Source organism: Geothrix sp. PMB-07 (assembly GCF_030758935.1).
Lineage (GTDB): Bacteria > Acidobacteriota > Holophagae > Holophagales > Holophagaceae > Geothrix.
Genome location: NZ_CP132333.1, coordinates 1,818,662 through 1,836,991, shown reverse-complemented (window position 1 = coordinate 1,836,991; position 18,330 = coordinate 1,818,662). Strand labels below are relative to the sequence as shown.

Genomic DNA, 18,330 nt, shown 5'->3' with positions numbered 1-18,330 from the left:
CTCCATGACCTTTGCCTTCTCAAGCAGAAAGCCCCAAGCTGGATTCCAAGCCATGATTCACGATCCCTTCATCGTCCCCCCCCTTCCACCAGACTGGCCCTTCCAGCCTGGGACACCGCTCCGCCCCCTCGGCTGCCGCTTGAACCAGGAGCTGCCCGGGCTGGGCGGCGGCTGGCGAGTCTGCACGCCCGGCGGCATGATTCCCACCGGCGAGGCCATCCCCCTCACGGGCGTCTTCGGACGTGGCGGCATCTCCCGCGTGGGCGACATCGTGCTGAAGCCCTACCGCCGGGGCGGCCTTCTGCGCCACATCAATGACCGCAGCTACCGGACTCACCTTCGTTTCGCCGCGGAACACGCCGTCCATCGTGGCCTTTGGGAGGCAGGCTTCCCCACCGTGGAACCGCTGGGTTATGCGTGGCGTCCTTGCGGATTTGGCGTGGAAGGTGTGCTCATCACCCGCTTCTCCGAAGGCGAATCCTGGCCGCGCTGCTGGGAACTCAGCGCGGACCGCGCCACCGACATCCGTCAGGCCATCGATTCACTCTGCGATTGGGGTCTGTGGGTGCCTGATCTCAACGCGACGAATGTGATGCTCCCCCCTGCTGGTGGAGCTCTGTTGCTGGATTGGGACCGTGCGCGCTTCGAGCCCGCAGGCACCGACCTGTGGCCGCGCTACCGCGCCAGACTGGAGCGCAGCCTGCGCAAGCTGGGCGCCCCGCAAGAGGCGCTGTCTGTCATTGGATCTGCGTAGCATCCGAAATGAGGACGGGCTTCACCGGCAAATTCAGGAAGTCGCTGCGCTTGTTGCTGGTCTTCACGGCCTTGATCCGGTCCACCACGTCCATGCCCTGCACCACCCTGCCGAACACGCAGTAGCCCCAGGTCTTGTCGTTGGTCTTGCCCTTGAAATCCAGGGCCGGATTGTCCACCACGTTGATGAAGAATTCCGCGGCGGCGCTGTGGGGATCCGGCGTGCGGGCCATGGCGAGGGTTCCGCGCTTGTTCTTGAGGCCTGCGGCAGCGGCACGATCCGCCTCATTCATGATGGAGGCCTCGGTCCGCTTCTTCCCCAGGTATTCCACGTAGCCGCCGCCCTGGATCATGAAGCCGGGGATCACACGGTGGAAAATCGTGCCCTTGTACTGCCCCTTCTTCACGTACTTCAGAAAGTTCTCGACCGTTTTCGGCGCCGCCTCAGGTTCCAGTTCCAGAACGATCTCACCCATGGAGGTGGTGAGCTTGACCTTGGGCTTGGGGCCCGCGCATAGGCCGAGGGTCGTCAGGGCAAGAAGGACGGCGATCAGGTGGCGCATCAGGATCTCCGGGGGATCTCCCAGCATACTCCGAGCCCACGGGGGCGTCAGGTCAATAGGCGCCGAGGCTCCTGGCCAGGGCATCGCGCTGCCCTTTGAATCCCTGCTCGTCCCGTGATTCCTTGATGAGGTTTTTCGCTTGATCCCGCTGTCCCAGCTTCAGCATGGCCTGGGCCCGCATGAGCGCCACCCAGCCCCGCTGCTCTGGCGCCGCGGCCTTGGCTGGGTATAGGGAGAGGGCGCTTCGGGCATCGCCGTGCTGCATGCGGAGATCCGCCACCAGAATCATCAACGGCTCCTTGACCTCACCTTTTTCCGGTGCACGCACCAGCCATCCTTCGGCCTCCGCAAGGCGCTGGGCAGGGGTTTCCGGTTTCTCAAGGGGACGCTGCAAGAGACGCAGCACAGCCTTGATGCGCTCTTCGCCAGGCCGCGCGCGGCCCAGGGCCGCGCGCAGCGGTCCCCAGTGTTCCATGACCGCCTCGGCGCGGGCCCGCTGCAACGCTTCATCCGGCGTGTCCCCCTTGGCTGGCAGCAGACGGAGCACCGCCTGGGATTGTGCCTCGGGCTGTGCCTTCGCCAGGGCGGCCCTCCGGAGCGCAGCCCGCTCGGCAACCGGGGCCTCAGGCAACAGGCGCGGCAATACCTCCACCAGCCCCCGTTCCGCCAACAGCTCCACCGTTCCCAGGCGTCCTTTCGCATCCATCTGGCCAAAGGCGCCCGCCTTCAACCTGGCCAGCAGCTCACCGGGAAACCCCTTCTCGAGACGCTGACCCACCCAGGCATTCCAGGCCTGGGCCCAGAGCTTCTTCACCTCCGGCAATTCGCGCAGGCTCGCATCCATGCGCTCCACCTGATTGAGGGCATCCTCCCATAGGTTCTTCTCAACAATCAGACGCAGTTCCACCACCTGCGCGGACCCTTTCGGAAGCCCCTTCCCACCCTTGCGCACCTCCGCCAGCAGCGATTCCGCACTGGGCAGCCCCTTGGCATCAGGCAGGCTGCCATCCGTCAGCAGGTTGGCCAGGGCCAGGCGCGCATCGTTGGCCTGGGTGGATTCCGGGTGATCCTTGATGAGCTTCCGGAAGGTTTCCGCTGCGGATTTCGCATCGCCGGAGCGGCCCAGCAGCCTACCCCAGGCCAGTTCGGCACGGGGCATCAGGTCACTGCTTGGATAGAGTTTGCGGAAATCCTTGAGGGCACCCTGCGTCTGCTCCTTCTCTCCGGCCACGGCCAGCACTTCCACCATGGCGGCCAGTCCCTTTTCGCTGGGCTTGGCCTTGCCTTCCAGGGGACGAAGAGATTGGACGATGGACAGGGCATCCTGGGGACGCTCCTGCTCCACCAGGGTCCAAATCAGCAGCTCCTGTGGTTTCCGTTTGAGCTCAGCGGGAATGTCCGAGGCCAGGGCCTGGTGCAGGCGTCCTTCCGCTTCCTTGAAGCGGCGGTTACCCACCGCGTCTTCCGCAAGGATGATCTGCGCCTCCCCCATGAACGGCGAGGTCGGCCACTGCTTCTCAAGTTTCTTCAGAGCCACCGTGGCGGCGGGCAAATTTCCGAGGCGGGCTTCAAGCATGCCCTGCACATAGAGCACCAACTCCCGTTCGGGTGCCTTGCTGGATTTGAAGGTGTGGCCCTTCAGCTTGATCAGCGCCGCCTTGATGGAGGCCTCGTTTTCCGCGCCCAGCGCTTGCTTGGCCAGCTCGGCGACCTGGGCATCGGTCATCCTGCCGGCCAGTGGTTTCGAGGCCGAATGGGATTCAGCCGTCTTGGGCGCGGTCGCCTCATGCTGGGCGAGCAGGGGGAGCGCCGCCAACAGGATGATCCACCCCGTGCCTTGGCACCGGTCGGTCACGACAACCACCGGGACAGGAGGTTCTTCTTCCCCTGCTCGAACTCCTCGTCCGACAGCAAGCCCTTGGATTTCAGAGCGGCGAGTCGTTCGAGGTCACCCAGGGCATCTGGCTTGGCACCTGCGCTGCTGGGCGTGAGGGTGTTGGCAAGAATCTCCATGCGGCCCAGGGTGGTCTCCAGGCGCTCAGCCCGCTCGGTGAGGGCCTTCACCTTGGCCCGCAACTCGTCGCGCTCGTGCGTGAGGGTCCGCCGCTCCATGAGGCGGCGGAGGGTGTTCCTGAACTGGTCGATCTGCATGGGCTTGGTGACGAAATCAAAGGCGCCAAGCTCCATGGCCTCGGTCGCCTCACGCACGCTTCCAAAGCCCGTGAGCACCAGCACGGTGCAACTGGGGTTACGGTTCAGGGCGCACTTCAGCACATCCATCCCGGTCTTTCCGGGCATTACCAGGTCGGTGATGACGAGATCGAAAGGCGGCTGTTCGGCCTTGAGCTTGCGAATGGCATCTTCCCCGGTGGCAGCGGTGACGACCTGGAAGCCCTCGGCGGCCAGCAGTGTGGAGAGCGTTTCCAGCGGCATGGGATCGTCATCCACCAGCAGGAGGCTGGGGGCCGGCAGTTGGGGGGGCACGATGGGGCGGGTCAAGGGTTTGCCTGTGGGTGTCAGTGTCTTTGGGGCTGTCCTTACAATACCCTTTCGGCGCCTCAGGCCGTTGCCTCAAGTGTTTCAGGCAGCGCCCCGCAGGCGGTAGACGAAGGCCAGCACCTGGGCCACGGCCTGGTAGAGGTCCCGTGGGATGGGTTTGTCCATGTCCACTGAGCGATACAGGGCGCGCGCCAGTTCAGGGCGCTCCAGGATGGGAACCCGGGCATCCCGGGCCCGTTCGCGAATTTTGAGGGCCAGATGATCCAGCCCCTTGGCCACGCAGATGGGGGCCGAGCTTTTCTCGTCATACCGAAGGGCCACCGCCACATGGGTGGGGTTGGTCACCACCACGGTGGCCTTGGGCACCTCCGCCAGCATGCGGCGGCGGGCCGCTGCCAGCATGATGCCTCTCTGCCGCTGCTTCACCTCGGGATTGCCTTCGGAATCCTTCTGCTCGTCCTTCACTTCCTGCTTGGTCATGCGGATACCCTTCTCCCAGGAGAAGCGCTGCCAGGCGAAATCGGCCACCGCGATCACCAGCATGGCCAGCATCACGTTGCGATAGAGGGCGAAGACGGCGTTCCGAAAGAGCTCCAGAGAGGCTCCCAGCGGCAGTTTCAGGGTGCCCAGCAAGGCCGGAATCCGCGGTTCCAGCACCGCCCAGGCCACCCAAGCCAGGAGACTGAACTTGGCCAGGCTCTTAACGAGATCCACCAATGCCCGCGAGGAGAAGATCCGCTTGAACCCCTGGGCCGGGTTCAGCCGATCAAACTTGGGCTGCAGGGGCTGGGTGCTGAAGCTGAAGCCCCGCTGGGAGAAGCCCGACACCAGGGCAATGGCCAGGTTGAGGCCAAGGAAGGGCAGCACCAAGCGGCCGAGGATCATCATCACATCGCCCAGCAAGGTGACTCGGCCAGCTTCTTCCAGCGCGCCAGGCCGGGCCAGCTGGAGGAAGTGAGCTGCCTGCTTGGCCAGCAGGGCGAGGGTCGCGCCCCCCAGCCCGAGGAAAAGGAAGAAGTTCCCCCAGAGGAGGATGGCGCCATCGAAATCCGCACTCCGGGCGACCGAGCCCTCGTCCCTGGCCTTTTGGCGTCGCTTGGGCGTGGCCCTTTCGGTACGGCCGGGATCCTGGGCCACTTCAGCCTCCGAGCAGCTTCAGGGCGAGGCGGGGCGCCACGTCCAGAAGGGGCACCAGCCACGGCCCCAGCTCCCTCAACACCAAGCCAAGGATGAGCAGCCCCAGGCTGATCTTCAGTGGGAAGCTCAGCTGCAGCAGCTGAAGCTGGGGCATGAACTTGCCCGAGATGCCCAACGTGAGATCCAGCAGGAACAGCACCGCCAGCACCGGAAAGGCCAGCTGGAACCCCTTGGCCAGAAGCTGGCCGATGAGGACGATGAGGCCCATGACCTGCAGCGGCACCCCCTGCCCCATGGGCGCCACCCGATAACTGTCCACCAGAGCGAGGATCATCTGGTGGTGCAGCCCGGTGACGAACACCAACAGCGCTGCGACCTGAGTCATCAGGGAGCCAGAGATGGAGGCACTCTGGGACGTGGCCGGGTCGATGAACTGCACGAAAGAGAAACCCATCTGGGTGTCCATGAGGGTTCCCGCGAAAGAGACGGCCTCGAGGGTCCAGGCCACGACCGTTCCCAGCAGGAGGCCGATGGCCAGCTCCGAAGCCATCAGCCCCACCAGCTCTGGAAGCCCCGATGGCAGGACTGGCGGCACGGGAATGACAGGCAGGATCACGGTCGCCAGCAACGCCCCCAAGGCTGCCCGGATCGGCAGGGGCATCTGCTCGCCCCCCAGAATGGGAAAGGCCGCCAACAGGCCTGTGAGTCGCGTGAGCACCAGCACCCAAAGCGCCGCCTTGGCGCCGGTAAAGGCCCAGAGCGCAGAACTGGAGAGCGTCGGCGTCACCCTGTCCTCACGATAGCTGTCGTACGACGGCGTTGAACTCCGTGAACATGCGCGTGGTGAAGTGGACCATGACCGCCGTCATCCAGGGAAAGCTGATGGCCACCACCGCCATGACGGCAATGACCTTGGGCACGAAGGCGATGGTCTGATCCTGCAGGCTCGTCACCACCTGGAAGATGGAGACGACCAGGCCCACCACCAGGGAGACCGCCAGCGCGGGCCCCGCCACCATCAATGCGGTCCTCAGTGCGTCCTTGCCCAACTGGGCGATGAGCAGCTCGTTCATCCCGTATACCCCCTCACCAGCGAGCCGATGATCAGATACCAACCATCCACCAGCACAAACAGCAGAATTTTGAAGGGCAGCGAGATCACCACGGGCGGCAGCATCATCATGCCCATGCTCAGCAGGATGCTGGCCACCACCATGTCCACCACCAGGAAGGGCAGGAAGATCATGAAGCCGATTTCAAAGGCGGTCTTCAGTTCGCTGATGAGGAAGGCCGGCAGCAGGCACTCCATGGGCACATCGGCCTTGGTCCTGGGCGCTGGCGACTTCGAGATGCGCAGGAACAGGGCCAGGTCCTTCTTCCGGGTGTGGCGCAGCATGAAGACTTTCAGCGGCGCACCGGTGCGATCCAGGGCCTGTTCGGTGGTGAGTTCATTGCGCTGCAGGGGCTGCAGCACCGTCGCGTTGATCTCCCGGGCGGTGGGCGCCATGATGAAAAAAGTCAGCACCAGCGAAAGGCTGATGAGCACTTGATTGGAAGGCGTCTGCTGGGTGCCAAGCCCCTGCCGCAGGAAGTGCATCACCACCACGATGCGGGTGAAGCTGGTGGCCGTCATGAGGATGGTGGGCGCCAGCGTGAGGATGGTCAACAGCAGCATGGCCTGCAGGCTGGAGCTGAGGGCTGGCCCCGAGGGCGTCTTGCCGAAATCCACCGTCAGGGAGGGCAGTGGCGCAGGCTGCTGGGCGCAGAGGGTCACACCTGCCAGCAGAATGAGGATGGTGGGGAGCCAGCGCAGAACCCGGTTCATTGGCCACCTCCGCCCTGCTTCAACAGGGCCTCCATCTCCTTGACCGGCACGGGTCGGCCCAGGTCCACCTGGCGGGAGAGGGCCTCATCAAAAGTGCCCGGCTCGCCTCGTTCGCCGGGATCAAGGCGCGACAGCAGGCCAATGCCCTGGGGCGTCAGGGCGATGAGGAAGCGTTCTCCCTCCACATCCAGGATCGACACAAAGCGACGGTCACCCAGGGCCAGGGTTTCCTCCACCTTGAGCTTGGTGCCGCCTCCGCCGGGCATGCGGCCACGGCCGTATTTCTTGAGCGCCCAGAGACTGGCCCCCGCCAGGCCCAGCACCAATACCAGAGAGCCAAAGGCCCGCAGGCCCGAAGGCGGAGCCTCCGCCGCCTGGCCCTGCGTCGGTTTTCCGTCCTCCAGCGTCAAGGGAGCCTGCAGTTCCTTCTCCGAGGCCGTGGGCGGCGGGGCCGAGCCCTGAGCGCCCAGACACAGGCCCGACAACATTCCGAGGCAAAGCACCCATCGTCGCAGCACGACAAACTCCCGACACAGCACCGGGAGAGGGCGAGACGGATGCCAGCCTTATTTGGCCGGGGGAGGAGGATGGGGCAGGCGCACATCAAACAGGACTTTCCAGGTCCCGGCTTCGAGGCTCCAGATCCGCAGGAAGCTGGCGCTGCGGCCCTGATCGTCCGGCGCCGATTCGCCACAGGCCCAGCCCAGATCCCCACTGGCCGCGACCTGGAGCAGCGCGGGCTTCCAAGTGGGACCAGGCCTGTCCGCTTCCAGGGCCGGCCGAATCTCGGCCGTCGCCTTCAGCGGGAAGGCCCGGGGCCTCAGCACCCGCCCTTCCTTGGCCAGCATAGGTTCCAGGGCCAAGCCGCCCTTCATCGCCCAGGCCGCAGAGAGATCGGATTCCAGCCGGGTCAAGACGGCAGAAGGGTCTGGGCCAGGATGGGAAGCCGTTGAACCCGCACCGAGGTCCGGACTCGAAACCACAAAGCGCGCGATGGCCTCCTTCGGCGCACCGTGGGGCACGCCGATATCCGCCACCACCTTCCAGAGGCCGTCGGCCTGTTTGCGCCACACGGAAAGAAAGTGGCCGTTCACCAGCACCGGCCCACCTTTCTTCGCCGCGTAGGTCCAGGGGCCCAGGCTCCAGGCCAGATCGCCCGAGGCCGCCACCCCCATGGCCTCCGGGTACCAGGCGAGGTGGCCGGGATCCCCAGGCTCCGGGCCGTACTGCGCCTCCGCGCTGACCATCCTCGGCGTGAACACCCGGGCATCGGGCTTGAGCCAGGCCAGGAAGGCCGCGCGGATGCCCTGATCTTCCGCCTGCTTGGCGAAGGCCAGCTCCGCGCGCAACACGGGTTCCAGTGCCGCAGCCTGAACCCAGGTTTGAGCCTGGGATTGACTCCAGGCTGGCAAACCAAGACAAAGCATCCACACCGCCATGGCCGCGGTCTTGCGCATGATGCCTCCGGAAGGTGGGCCATACATTAGCACCGTTGCGGGGGACTTCCACGGGGCGTAGGGTGGAAGCCTCATCATCCGATGTTCGCAGGAGCCTCCATGGCACCGATCCAACTCACCGTGAACGGCCGGGTCCGCACTGTGGACGCCGACGGCGACACGCCCCTGCTCTGGATTCTCCGGGATACCCTGGGCCTCACCGGCACCAAGTTCGGGTGCGGCCAAGGCGTCTGCGGGTCCTGCACCGTCCACCTGGATGGCAAGGCCGTGAAATCCTGTCAGACCAGCCTGAAGGAGGCGGCCGGGCGCGCCATCGTCACCGTGGAGGGCTTGTCCAAGGATGGTTCCCATCCCGTGCAGAAGGCCTGGATCGCCGAAGACGTAGCCCAGTGCGGCTACTGCCAACCGGGCTTCATCATGAGCGCCGCTGCCCTTCTGAAACGCAAACCTCATCCCACCGACCGCGACATCGACGAGGCCTTCGCCGATCATGTGTGCCGCTGCGGCACCTATCCCCGCGTTCGGAAAGCTGTGAAGCGCGCGGCTGGAGGTGTGAAGTGACCGACCGCCGCGACTTCCTCAAATTCACCGGAGCCGCCGGTGCAGGCCTGGTGCTCGGCCTGAACCTGGAGGCCAAGGCCCGGCCGGGCGAGACCGCCAAGGCTGCCTTCAAACCCAACGCCTTCCTGGCCGTGCTGCCCGACGGCACTGTGCGCATCACCGTGCCCAAAACCGAAATGGGCCAGGGTGTCCGCACCGCGCTGCCCCTGGCCCTGGCCGAAGAAATGGACCTTGACTGGTCGAAGGTTGAGGTCATCAACGCCCAGCCGGGCCCCGAGTTCAAATCCATGCAGACCGGCGGCAGCACCAGTGTGAGCAGCACCTGGACGCCCCTGCGCAAGGCCGGTGCGACCGCCCGCGAGATGCTGAGGACTGCCGCTGCAACCCAATGGAAAGTGGGCATCGACCAGTGCCGCACCGAGCGGGGTTTCGTGCATGGCCCCGGCGGCCAGAAGCTGGGCTACGGCGCGCTCGCGGAGGCCGCCGCCAAGCTGCCCGTGCCCAAGGACTCGCCGTTGAAGAAGGCCAGCGACTACCGCCTGCTGGGCAAGCGCACACCCCGTTTCGATGGCCCGGCCATCGTCATCGGCAAAGCTGTGTTCGGCTTGGATGTGCGACGCCCCGGGCAACGCTTTGCCGCGGTGCTGCGCTGCGAGGTTCCGGGCGGCCAACCCAAAGCCTGGGACGAGGCCAAGGCCCGTGCCGTGAAGGGGGTGAAGGCCGTGGTGAAGGTGCCCACGGGCCTGGCTGTGGTGGCCGACAGCACGTGGGCGGCCTTCAAGGGCCGGGATGCCCTGGCCGCCACCACCACCTGGGACGAAGGCCCGGGCAAGGCTTTCAACTCCGTAGCGCTGGAGGCGAAGTCCCGGTCAGCCCTGACCGGGCCTGCAGATGAAGCCCGCAAAGCGGGCGATGCCGAAAAAGCCCTGGCCGCAGCAGCCCGCGTGATCGAGGCCGAATACAGCTTCCCCTATCAGGCCCACGCCACCGTCGAGCCCATGAACGCCACGGTGCAGCTCTCGCCCGATGGCGCGGAGCTATGGACGGGCACCCAGTCCCCCAACAAGGCACAGGCCGCCGCGGCCACAGCCCTGGGCCTCAAGCCCGAACAGGTGAAGCTGAACGTGGCCCTCATCGGCGGCGGCTTCGGCCGCCGCCTGGGCACCGATTTCAGCACCGAGGCCGCCGAGGTGGCCAAAGCCGCTGGCGGTGGCCCCATCCAGGTGGTCTGGGACCGGGAAGACGACTTCCGCCACGATCTCCACCACGCCGCCACGCTGCATCGGCTGCGAGCCGGACTGGACGCCCAGGGCGGGCTCACGGCCTGGGCCCATCGCATCGCGGGCCCTTCCATCCTCCGCTCCTGGATGGGCGGTCAGAAGAGCCCTTCTCAGGCCTCGGCCGAAGCCAACGGCGCCTTCGACATTCCCTACGCCATCCCCGCCATCACCGTGGATTACGCGGAAGTGGAAGCCCCCACGCCCCTCGGCTGGTGGCGCGGCATCGAGGTGGTGCCCAATGTCTTCGCCCGGGAATGCTTCCTGGATGAGGTGGCCCACGCCTCAGGCAAGGATCCCCTGCGGTTCCGGCTCGACCTTCTGGGCAGCCAGGGCATGGTGAAGTTCGGCCGCGATGAAGCCGACATCCCCCGCCTGAAGAAGGTGCTGCAGGCCGCCGCAGCGAAGGCCGGGTGGGGCCGCAAGCTACCCGCGGGACACGGTCTGGGCCTGGCCTGCCACGCCTACGACGGGCGCACCTACGCCGCCCAGGTGGCCGAAGTCTCCGTGCTGAAGGGCAGGCTCAAGGTGCATCGCATCACCTGCGCCGTGGACTGCGGCTTCGCCGTGAATCCAGCGGGCCTCGAAGCCCAGGTGGAGGGCGGCATTGCATTCGGATTGTCGGCCCTGTTCACCCAGATCACCTGGGACAAGGGCCGCACAGTGCAGACTGGCTACCTGGACTTCCCCCTGGTGCGCCAGGGCGACATGCCCGAGGTCGACACCGTGATCATCGCCAGTGCCGAAGCGCCCTCGGGCATGGGCGAGCCACCCGTGCCCCTGCCCATCCCCGCCGTGCTGAACGCCATCTTCGCCGCCACGGGCAAGCGCATCCGCCGCCTGCCGCTGACGGCCGAGAGCCTCGCATGAAGGAACTCCAGGACATCTTCCGCCTCGTGCGCGAAAGGCCGGGGCCCCTTGCCCTCGCCACCCTCATGCGCGTGGAGGGCTCCAGCTACCGGCGCCCAGGTGCCCGGCTGCTGCTGGATCGCGGTGGTCCCCTCCGCGGCTCGCTCAGCGGGGGATGCCTGGAAGGCGATGTCCACGCGCGGGCCATGGAAGCCCTCCAGGATGGGCGACTCCGGATCATGCAGTACGACCTGCGAGGCGATGCGGATCTGGTCTGGGGCAGCGGCAGCGGCTGCGAAGGCCTGCTGGATATCCTCGTGGAACCTCTCGAGGGCTTCCCCGAGTGGATGTCCTGGGTGGAGGTGGCCTGGGCCTCCCGGGCGCCCCTAACCCTTCACACGGATTTGAGCGACACGAACCTGGGGGCGCGCAGCATCCCCAAAATCGAAGAAGATGCCGTGACCGGCTTCCTCGAAACCTTTGATCCGCCTCCGGCCCTTTGGATCATGGGCGCCAGCGACGACAGCCGTCCTCTGGTCCGCATGGCCAAGGAACTCGGCTGGTTCGTGGGCGTGCTGGACCATCGCCCCGCCTTCGCCCGCGCGGAGCGGTTCCCCGAGGCCGATGGGGTGTGGGCTGGCCATCCTGCCAAGCTGCTGCGGACGCTGCCACTGGATTCGCGCAGCGCCGTGGTGCTCATGACCCACCACTACGCCAAGGATCTGGAAGCGCTGCGCCTGCTGTTGCCTTCGGCGGCGGGCTACCTGGGCCTCATGGGCAGCCGCGCCCGAGGCGCGAAACTCTTGGCAGAACTGGCCGAGGAAGGCCTTCAGCCCGACGAACGGCTCCATACCCCCGTGGGATTGGATCTGGGAGCGACCACGCCGGAAACCATCGCGCTGGCGGTGCTGGCCGAAATCCAAGCCAGCCTGCATGGAAGCAGCGGGCAGCCCCTGAGCCTAAAGGCGGCCTCGGCCACACCACTGTGAATCCCCCTTCCTCCATCGCTGCCATCATCCTGGCCGCGGGTTCTGGCCGTCGCATGGGCGGCCCCAAGGCCCTTCTGCGCCTCGAGGGTGAAACCCTGCTGCGCCGCGCGGTCAGGGCCGCCCTGGAAGCAGGCTGCGCCCCGGTCATCGCCGTGGTGGGGGACTGGGATCCGGGCTTGTCTGGCCTGCCGGTGCAGGCCATTCCCAACCCCGGCGCCGCCGAAGGCATGGCCAGTTCCATCCGCGCGGGCCTGGCCGCATTGCCTGCTGAGGCCGAGGGGGTGCTGCTGCTGACCGTGGACCAGCCCGCCGTGGACACCGTACTCCTGAAGCGGTTGATGGCGTTGGCTGGAGAGGCTCCCATGCATCCGGCGGCCTGCGCTTACGCGGGGACCCTGGGCGTTCCGGCCCTGCTGCCCAGGCGCCTCTTCCCTGAACTGGCGGCGCTCGAGGGTGATCGCGGCGCCAAGGCCATCCTGCAGCGCGAACAGGCCCTCACCCTGCCCTTCCCCGAAGGCGAGCGGGACTTGGATACACCCGCCGATATCAAGCGCCTCAAGCGCTGAGACTGGCCTTCTGCTGCAGGTGGTCGTAGCGCTTGCGGGCCTGATCCAGCTCTGCCAGGTGATCGCCGGCCCACTGGCAAAGGGCGCCCAGGGGGCCGATGAGCGTGTGCCCCAGCTTGGTGAGTTCGTACTCCGTGCGCGGCGGAACCTCAGGGTAGACATGACGGGTGACCAGGCCATCCCGCTCCAGCTTGCGCAGCGTCTGCGTCAGCATCTTCTGGCTGATGCCGCCCACCTGCCGGTGGAGGTCGCCGTAGCGCTGCTTGCCGCGGGAAAGCAGGTAGATGAGGAGTGCAGTCCATTTATCAGCAATGAGATCCAGCGCCTGCCGCGTGGGGCAGTGGGCGTCGAGCACGTTGGGGGCGAGGGCGCATGCTTTACGTACCATGGGGTGCCTACCTTCCAAAATAGTGCCTACTTTCATTTCGATTGTAAGCACCTAAAGTTTGGGTCACGGGCCAGTCGAATGCAAGTGCTCGCAAAGGAGGCAACATGAGCAAAGTCGCCATCGTATTCCACAGCGGGTACGGGCACACCAAAGTGCTGGCAGAGCGGGTGCAGGCCGGGGCCGAGTCGGTGCCCGGCACCCGGACCAGCCTCATCTCCGTGGAGGAGATCGATGCCCACTGGACCGACCTGGAGGCCGCCGACGCCATCATTTTCGGCAGCCCCACCTACATGGGCAATGTGAGCGGCCCATTCAAGACCTTCATGGATGCCAGTTCCAAACCCTGGCTGGAGCGGAAATGGCAGGACAAACTGGCCGCCGGATTCACCATCAGCGGCAGCCCCAGCGGAGACAAGCTGAACACCCTTCAGTCGCTCATGATCTTCGCCATGCAGCACGGCATGGTCTGGGTGGGCAATGCCGAGATGCCCTACAACGAGGAGGGCATCAACCGACTGGGCAGTTTCACGGGGCTCATGGCCACGGCGGGCCAGGTGGCGCCGGAGGTGGAGCCCAATCTGGCGGATCGCAAGAGCGCCGAACGGCTCGGCCAGCGCGTCGCCACAGCCACGGCCCGTTGGACCCAGGCTTCCTGAACCTTTCGTCGGAGATCCACCATGAACATCACGCTCATCGGCGCGTCCGGCTTCATCGGATCGGGCTTGCTCAAGGAGGCCCTGTCCCGGGGCCACCAGGTCACGGCCCTCGTCACCCGCCCTGACCGTCTCGCACCTCATCCCCAGCTCCGCGTCCTCCAGGCCGACATCGCGGACACGCCTACCCTGGCCAACCTGCTCCGCGGCCATGACGCGGTGATCAGCGCCTTCAGCGGCCACGCCCAGCCCGACGTTCGCGGCTACTACGTGAAGGGCATGCAGAGCCTCATCGCCGCTGTGAAGGAGAGCGGCGTTCCCCGTCTGCTGGTGGTGGGCGGGGCGGGCAGCCTGGACATCGCGCCTGGTCAACAGCTGCTGGATTCGCCCGATTTCCCTGCGGAATACCGAGGCACCGCCGAAGGCAACCGGGACATTCTGACCCTGCTGCGAGCCGACACCCACCTCGACTGGACCATGCTCAGCCCATCGGCATCGATCCACCCCGGAGAGCGCACCGGTCAGTTCCGGCTGGGCGAAGACACCCTGCTTGTGGATGCCAGTGGTACCAGCCACATCTCCCTGGAAGATTACGCTGTGGCCATGCTTGACGAGCTGGAAAGGCCCACTCACGTCCGACGCCGATTCACCGTCGGCTACTGATCCGTCAACCCGGTTAGGATAATGTCATGACCGAGAAAGCTTTCAGATCCGTTAATCTGGAAGGCTGAAACAGGAGCCCAGGCATGTCCGATCTCATCCAGCACCTGACCGACCAGACCTTCTCCAGCGCCGTGGCCCAGGGTGCCACCGTGGTGGATTTCTGGGCTCCCTGGTGCGCTCCCTGCCGCGAACTGGCGCCCATCATGGAAACCCTGGCGGCAGAATTCCAGGGCAAGGCGACCTTCGCCAAACTCAACGTGGATGATTTCACCCCTCTCTCTGAACAATACGACGTGCTGAGCATGCCCACGCTGGTGATCTTCAAGGATGGCCAGCCCACCGAGCGCATCGTGGGATCGCTGCCCATCGATCAGCTGCGGGCCCGCCTTCAGCAGTCGCTATAAACCGATCCATCCCAACCATCACGAGGAACCCATGAGCACCATCCCTGGCGATAGCCTGCTCCAGCAACTGAAGTGGCGCTACGCCACCAAGAAATTCGATTCATCCAAGAAGATCTCGGCCGCTGACTGGGCGGTTCTGGAAGAATCCCTGATTCTCACGGCTTCCAGCTACGGCCTGCAGCCCTGGAAGTTCATTGTGGTCACCGACCCCGCCCTCAAGGCCAAGTTGCGCCCCGCTTCCTGGAATCAATCCCAGGTGGAGGATTGCAGCCACCTGGTGGTCTTCACCGCCCAGCAGGATGTCACCGAAGCCGATGTGGACCGCTTCATCGCCCGCATCGCCGAGGTGCGCGGCGTCACCGCTGAGAGCCTGGCCGGGTACAAGGGCTTCATGATGGGCGACCTCGTGAATGGCCCCCGCCACGCCATCATCGGCGAGTGGGCCGCCCGGCAGACCTACATCGCCATGGGCAACCTGCTCACTTCGGCCGCCCTTCTTGGCATCGACGCCTGCCCCTTCGAGGGCATCGAACCTGCCAAGTACGACGAGATCCTCGGCCTCAAGGGCACCGGTTACGCCACCGTGTCCGCCTGCCCCCTGGGCTTCCGCGCTGAGGATGACAAGTACGCCAGCGCGCCCAAGGTGCGCTTTGAAGCCAAGGACCTCATCGATCACCGCTGACCGCGCCTGGCCTATCACCCACAAAAGCTTTCACCACCAAGACACCAGGAACTGAGCAAGGTTGTTGCTTTTCTTGGTGTCTTGGCGTCTTGGTGGTAGATCCTTTTCACGTGATCGCATTGTGATTGAGGAGGCCCCCATGTTGACCCGCACCCTCGGAACCCAGGGACTCACCGTATCGGCCATCGGCCTTGGCTGCATGGGCATGTCCGATTTCTACGGGCACAAGGACGATGCCGAATCCACGGCCACCCTCCACCACGCCGTGGACCGCGGCATCACCTTCTTTGACACCGCGGACATGTATGGTCCCTTCCTCAACGAGATCCTGGTGGGCCAGGCCCTGAAAGGCGTGCGCAACCGCGTGGTGCTCGCCACCAAGTTCGGCATCATCCGCGACCCCAACGACCCCAGCAAGCGCGGCGTCTGCGGGCGTCCCGACTACGTCCGCAGTTCCTGCGAGGGCAGTCTCAAGCGCCTGGGTGTGGAGGTCATCGACCTCTACTACCAGCACCGCGTCGATCCGGAGGTGCCCATCGAGGAAACCGTCGGCGCCATGGCCGACCTGGTGAAGGCCGGAAAGGTGCGTTTTTTGGGCCTGTCGGAAGTGAGCCCCGCCAGCCTTCGCAGGGCCTGCTCTGTGCACCCCGTCACCGCCGTTCAGTCGGAGTACTCGCTGTGGACCCGCGATCCGGAAGAGGGGCTGCTGCAGACCTGCCGCGAGCTGGGAGTCGGATTCGTGCCTTACAGTCCGCTGGGACGTGGCTTCCTCACGGGCCAGATCAAACATTTTGAGGATTTCGAGCCCGGCGATTGGCGGCGGAATTCTCCCCGTTTTCAGGGCGAGAACTTCCAGAAGAACCTCAACCTCGTGGCCAGGCTGGAAGACATGGCCGCCTCCCGGGGTTGCACGCCCTCCCAGCTGGCCTTGGCCTGGGTGCTCGGCCAGGGTGGCGATCTGGCGCCCATCCCCGGCACCAAGCGGCGGGATCGCCTGGACGAAAACCTCGGCGCCCTCGATCACGTGCTCTGCCCCGGCGAATTGGAGGAACTGAGCGGCCTCTTCCCGCCAGGCGCGGCCAGCGGCACACGCTATCCCGAAGCCGCCATGCACACGGTGAACCGCTGAGCCGTCCCCAGCCCCAAGCAGAGGTCCCGGAAGCAGGAAAGGGTTTCCCTGGTCGAGCCCTCTTCGACGACGAGCTGAAGACTATTTTGTTTACAAATCGATAACCAACCATGGGATCCGGATCGACTGGCAGAGGGCGGCAACCTTACTTCTGAGCTCTTGATCGCCGTCGGGGGCGAGGCGTGGGAAACTGGGCCGTTTCGCTGGAGCCCCCCCATGACCACTGCATCCGAATCCCCCGTTATCACCGCGCCCCGCGGCTCCCATCTGCATTGCAAAGGCTGGGTGCAGGAAGCGGCGCTGCGCATGCTCATGAATAACCTGGATCCCGAAGTGGCCGAGCGCCCGGAAGATCTCGTGGTCTACGGCGGCCTGGGCAAGGCGGCGCGCAACTGGGACTGTTTCCACGCCATCGTGAAGGAACTGAAGCACCTCGAGGATGACCAGACCCTGCTGGTGCAGAGTGGCAAACCCGTGGGCGTGGTGAAGACTCACCCAGATGCCCCGCGTGTCCTCATCGCCAACTCCAATCTGGTGCCGAAGTGGGCCACCTGGGAGCACTTCCGCGAGCTGGACCAGAAGGGCCTGATGATGTATGGCCAGATGACCGCCGGCAGCTGGATCTATATCGGCAGCCAGGGCATCGTGCAGGGCACCTACGAGACCTTCGCCGAAGCGGGCCGCCAGCACTTCGGCGGCACCCTGGCCGGCACCCTGACCCTCACTGCGGGCCTGGGTGGCATGGGCGGCGCTCAGCCATTGGCGGTCACCATGAACGGCGGTGTGTGCCTCGCCATCGACGTGGACCAGACCCGTATCCAGAAGCGCATCGACACGCGCTACCTGGATGAGTGGACCGACAACCTGGACACGGCTCTGGCCCTGGTCCAGCAGTACATGGAGTCCGAGGAGCCCCGCAGCATCGGCCTCCTGGGCAACGCCGCCGAGATCCTGCCTGAGATCCTGAAGCGCGGCATCGTCCCCCAGTTGGTCACCGATCAGACTTCGGCCCACGATGAATACAACGGCTACATCCCCGCAGGCATGTCGCTGGAGCAGGCCGCCGTCATGCGCAAGGCCGAGCCCGAAGCCTACGTGCAGCGCGCCCTGGCCTCCATGCGCACGCACGTGGAAGCCATGATTGAGTTTCAGCGCCGGGGTTCGGTCACCTTCGATTACGGCAACAACATCCGCGCCCAGGCCCAGCGCGCTGGCCTCGAGAACGCCTTCGCGTTCCCGGGCTTCGTGCCCGCCTTCATCCGCCCCCTCTTCTGCAAGGGCATCGGGCCCTTCCGCTGGGCTGCGCTCTCGGGCGATCCCGAAGACATCGCCGTCACGGACGCCGCGATGATGGAGCTGTTCCCCGAGAACGAGGGCATGATCCGCTGGCTCAAGGCCGCCAAGGAGAAGATCGCCTTCCAGGGCCTGCCCGCCCGCATCTGCTGGATCGGCGCCGGCGAGCGGCATCTCGCGGGCCTGAAGTTCAACGAGCTGGTGCGCACCGGCAAGGTGAAGGCGCCCATCGTCATCGGCCGTGATCACCTGGACAGCGGCAGCGTGGCCAGCCCCAACCGCGAGACCGAAGCCATGAAGGATGGTTCCGATGCCGTGAGCGATTGGCCGCTGCTCAACGCCCTGACCGCCGCTTCCGGCGGCGCCTCCTGGGTGAGCTTCCACCACGGCGGTGGCGTGGGCATGGGCTACAGCCAGCACAGCGGCGTGGTCATCGTGGCCGATGGCACCGAGCGCGCCGACCGCTGCATCAGCCGCGTGCTCTGGAACGATCCCGCCATGGGCGTCTTCCGCCACGCGGACGCTGGCTATGAGATCGCGCGGGAACACGCCGCCACCATCGGCCTGCACATTCCGCTCGAGGGCTGAAAAACCTTGGTTTTCCAGAGCGGGCATCGGTAGCATGGGCCCACCCAGAGGCCC

21 protein-coding genes are annotated in these 18,330 nt (G+C 65.7%); 11 read left to right on the top strand and 10 right to left on the bottom strand.

The genetic code is table 11. The features are described from left to right. The first annotated feature begins 52 nt into the window (after positions 1-52). The gene (locus tag Q9293_RS08200) at positions 53-754 is read left to right on the top strand and encodes a lipopolysaccharide kinase InaA family protein (protein WP_306251892.1); all 702 of its coding nucleotides are present in this window, start codon (positions 53-55) and stop codon (positions 752-754) included. Here the strand turns inward: Q9293_RS08200 and Q9293_RS08195 are convergent. The 9 genes from Q9293_RS08195 to Q9293_RS08155 all read right to left on the bottom strand — a co-directional run bounded on the left by Q9293_RS08195 (position 738) and on the right by Q9293_RS08155 (position 8,234). Continuing rightward, complete coding sequence (locus Q9293_RS08195) at positions 738-1,316, bottom strand: peptidylprolyl isomerase (RefSeq protein WP_306251890.1); 579 nt, start codon at positions 1,314-1,316, stop codon at positions 738-740. The two genes, Q9293_RS08200 and Q9293_RS08195, sit on opposite strands and share 17 nt — an antisense overlap. A gap of 52 nt (positions 1,317-1,368) precedes the next feature. Further along, complete coding sequence (locus Q9293_RS08190; RefSeq protein ID WP_306251889.1) at positions 1,369-3,171, bottom strand: tetratricopeptide repeat protein; 1,803 nt, start codon at positions 3,169-3,171, stop codon at positions 1,369-1,371. Further along, positions 3,168-3,815 carry a response regulator gene (locus Q9293_RS08185; protein ID WP_306251887.1) on the bottom strand — a complete coding sequence of 216 codons (648 nt, stop codon included), beginning with the start codon at positions 3,813-3,815 and terminating at the stop codon, positions 3,168-3,170. The genes Q9293_RS08190 and Q9293_RS08185 overlap by 4 nt, the downstream gene beginning before the upstream one ends. An 81-nt stretch (positions 3,816-3,896) precedes the next feature. Then, entirely contained in the window at positions 3,897-4,952 is a 1,056-nt protein-coding gene (gene flhB, locus Q9293_RS08180; protein WP_306251886.1) for a flagellar biosynthesis protein FlhB, read from the bottom strand. 1 nt (position 4,953) lies between these two features. Continuing rightward, the gene (locus Q9293_RS08175) at positions 4,954-5,739 is read right to left on the bottom strand and encodes a flagellar biosynthetic protein FliR (protein WP_306251884.1); all 786 of its coding nucleotides are present in this window, start codon (positions 5,737-5,739) and stop codon (positions 4,954-4,956) included. A gap of 7 nt (positions 5,740-5,746) precedes the next feature. Continuing rightward, positions 5,747-6,025, bottom strand: coding sequence for a flagellar biosynthesis protein FliQ (gene fliQ, locus Q9293_RS08170; protein WP_306251882.1), 279 nt, complete (start codon positions 6,023-6,025; stop codon positions 5,747-5,749). Next, positions 6,022-6,777 (bottom strand): flagellar type III secretion system pore protein FliP, encoded by a 756-nt coding sequence (gene fliP, locus Q9293_RS08165; RefSeq protein ID WP_306251880.1) that lies wholly within the window; start codon positions 6,775-6,777, stop codon positions 6,022-6,024. Before fliP ends, fliQ begins: the two co-directional genes overlap by 4 nt. Next, complete coding sequence (locus tag Q9293_RS08160) at positions 6,774-7,295, bottom strand: flagellar biosynthetic protein FliO (protein WP_306251878.1); 522 nt, start codon at positions 7,293-7,295, stop codon at positions 6,774-6,776. The genes fliP and Q9293_RS08160 overlap by 4 nt, the downstream gene beginning before the upstream one ends. Positions 7,296-7,343: 48 nt before the next feature. Beyond that, complete coding sequence (locus Q9293_RS08155) at positions 7,344-8,234, bottom strand: nuclear transport factor 2 family protein (RefSeq protein ID WP_306251876.1); 891 nt, start codon at positions 8,232-8,234, stop codon at positions 7,344-7,346. 99 nt (positions 8,235-8,333) lie between these two features. Here Q9293_RS08155 and Q9293_RS08150 point away from each other — a divergent pair, with 99 nt between their 5' ends. Genes Q9293_RS08150 through Q9293_RS08135 form a run of 4 tightly spaced genes read left to right on the top strand, consistent with a single transcriptional unit; the run spans position 8,334 to position 12,476 of the window. Continuing rightward, positions 8,334-8,795 (top strand): (2Fe-2S)-binding protein, encoded by a 462-nt coding sequence (locus Q9293_RS08150; protein WP_306251874.1) that lies wholly within the window; start codon positions 8,334-8,336, stop codon positions 8,793-8,795. Then, a complete protein-coding gene (locus Q9293_RS08145; RefSeq protein ID WP_306251872.1) occupies positions 8,792-10,942 on the top strand; it encodes a xanthine dehydrogenase family protein molybdopterin-binding subunit in 2,151 nt (716 codons plus the stop codon). Before Q9293_RS08150 ends, Q9293_RS08145 begins: the two co-directional genes overlap by 4 nt. After that, positions 10,939-11,910 (top strand): XdhC family protein, encoded by a 972-nt coding sequence (locus Q9293_RS08140; protein ID WP_306251869.1) that lies wholly within the window; start codon positions 10,939-10,941, stop codon positions 11,908-11,910. Before Q9293_RS08145 ends, Q9293_RS08140 begins: the two co-directional genes overlap by 4 nt. Further along, complete coding sequence (locus tag Q9293_RS08135) at positions 11,907-12,476, top strand: nucleotidyltransferase family protein (RefSeq protein WP_306251867.1); 570 nt, start codon at positions 11,907-11,909, stop codon at positions 12,474-12,476. The genes Q9293_RS08140 and Q9293_RS08135 overlap by 4 nt, the downstream gene beginning before the upstream one ends. Here the strand turns inward: Q9293_RS08135 and Q9293_RS08130 are convergent. Beyond that, the gene (locus Q9293_RS08130; protein ID WP_306251865.1) at positions 12,466-12,864 is read right to left on the bottom strand and encodes a helix-turn-helix domain-containing protein; all 399 of its coding nucleotides are present in this window, start codon (positions 12,862-12,864) and stop codon (positions 12,466-12,468) included. The genes Q9293_RS08135 and Q9293_RS08130 overlap by 11 nt on opposite strands. 104 nt (positions 12,865-12,968) lie before the next feature. On the opposite strand from Q9293_RS08130, the gene Q9293_RS08125 reads away from it, so the two are divergent. The 6 genes from Q9293_RS08125 to hutU all read left to right on the top strand — a co-directional run bounded on the left by Q9293_RS08125 (position 12,969) and on the right by hutU (position 18,276). Further along, positions 12,969-13,520, top strand: coding sequence for a flavodoxin family protein (locus Q9293_RS08125; protein WP_306251863.1), 552 nt, complete (start codon positions 12,969-12,971; stop codon positions 13,518-13,520). A gap of 21 nt (positions 13,521-13,541) precedes the next feature. After that, a complete protein-coding gene (locus Q9293_RS08120) occupies positions 13,542-14,180 on the top strand; it encodes an NAD(P)-dependent oxidoreductase (protein WP_306251861.1) in 639 nt (212 codons plus the stop codon). Between the two features lie 83 nt (positions 14,181-14,263). Beyond that, positions 14,264-14,584, top strand: a complete 321-nt coding sequence (trxA, locus tag Q9293_RS08115; RefSeq protein ID WP_306251859.1) for a thioredoxin — start codon at positions 14,264-14,266, stop codon at positions 14,582-14,584. Between the two features lie 31 nt (positions 14,585-14,615). Beyond that, positions 14,616-15,266, top strand: a complete 651-nt coding sequence (locus tag Q9293_RS08110) for an NAD(P)H-dependent oxidoreductase (RefSeq protein ID WP_306251857.1) — start codon at positions 14,616-14,618, stop codon at positions 15,264-15,266. A gap of 139 nt (positions 15,267-15,405) precedes the next feature. Beyond that, a complete protein-coding gene (locus tag Q9293_RS08105; protein WP_306251855.1) occupies positions 15,406-16,395 on the top strand; it encodes an aldo/keto reductase in 990 nt (329 codons plus the stop codon). Positions 16,396-16,611: 216 nt separating this feature from the next. Continuing rightward, positions 16,612-18,276 (top strand): urocanate hydratase, encoded by a 1,665-nt coding sequence (hutU, locus tag Q9293_RS08100; RefSeq protein ID WP_306251854.1) that lies wholly within the window; start codon positions 16,612-16,614, stop codon positions 18,274-18,276. Positions 18,277-18,330 lie beyond the last annotated feature (54 nt).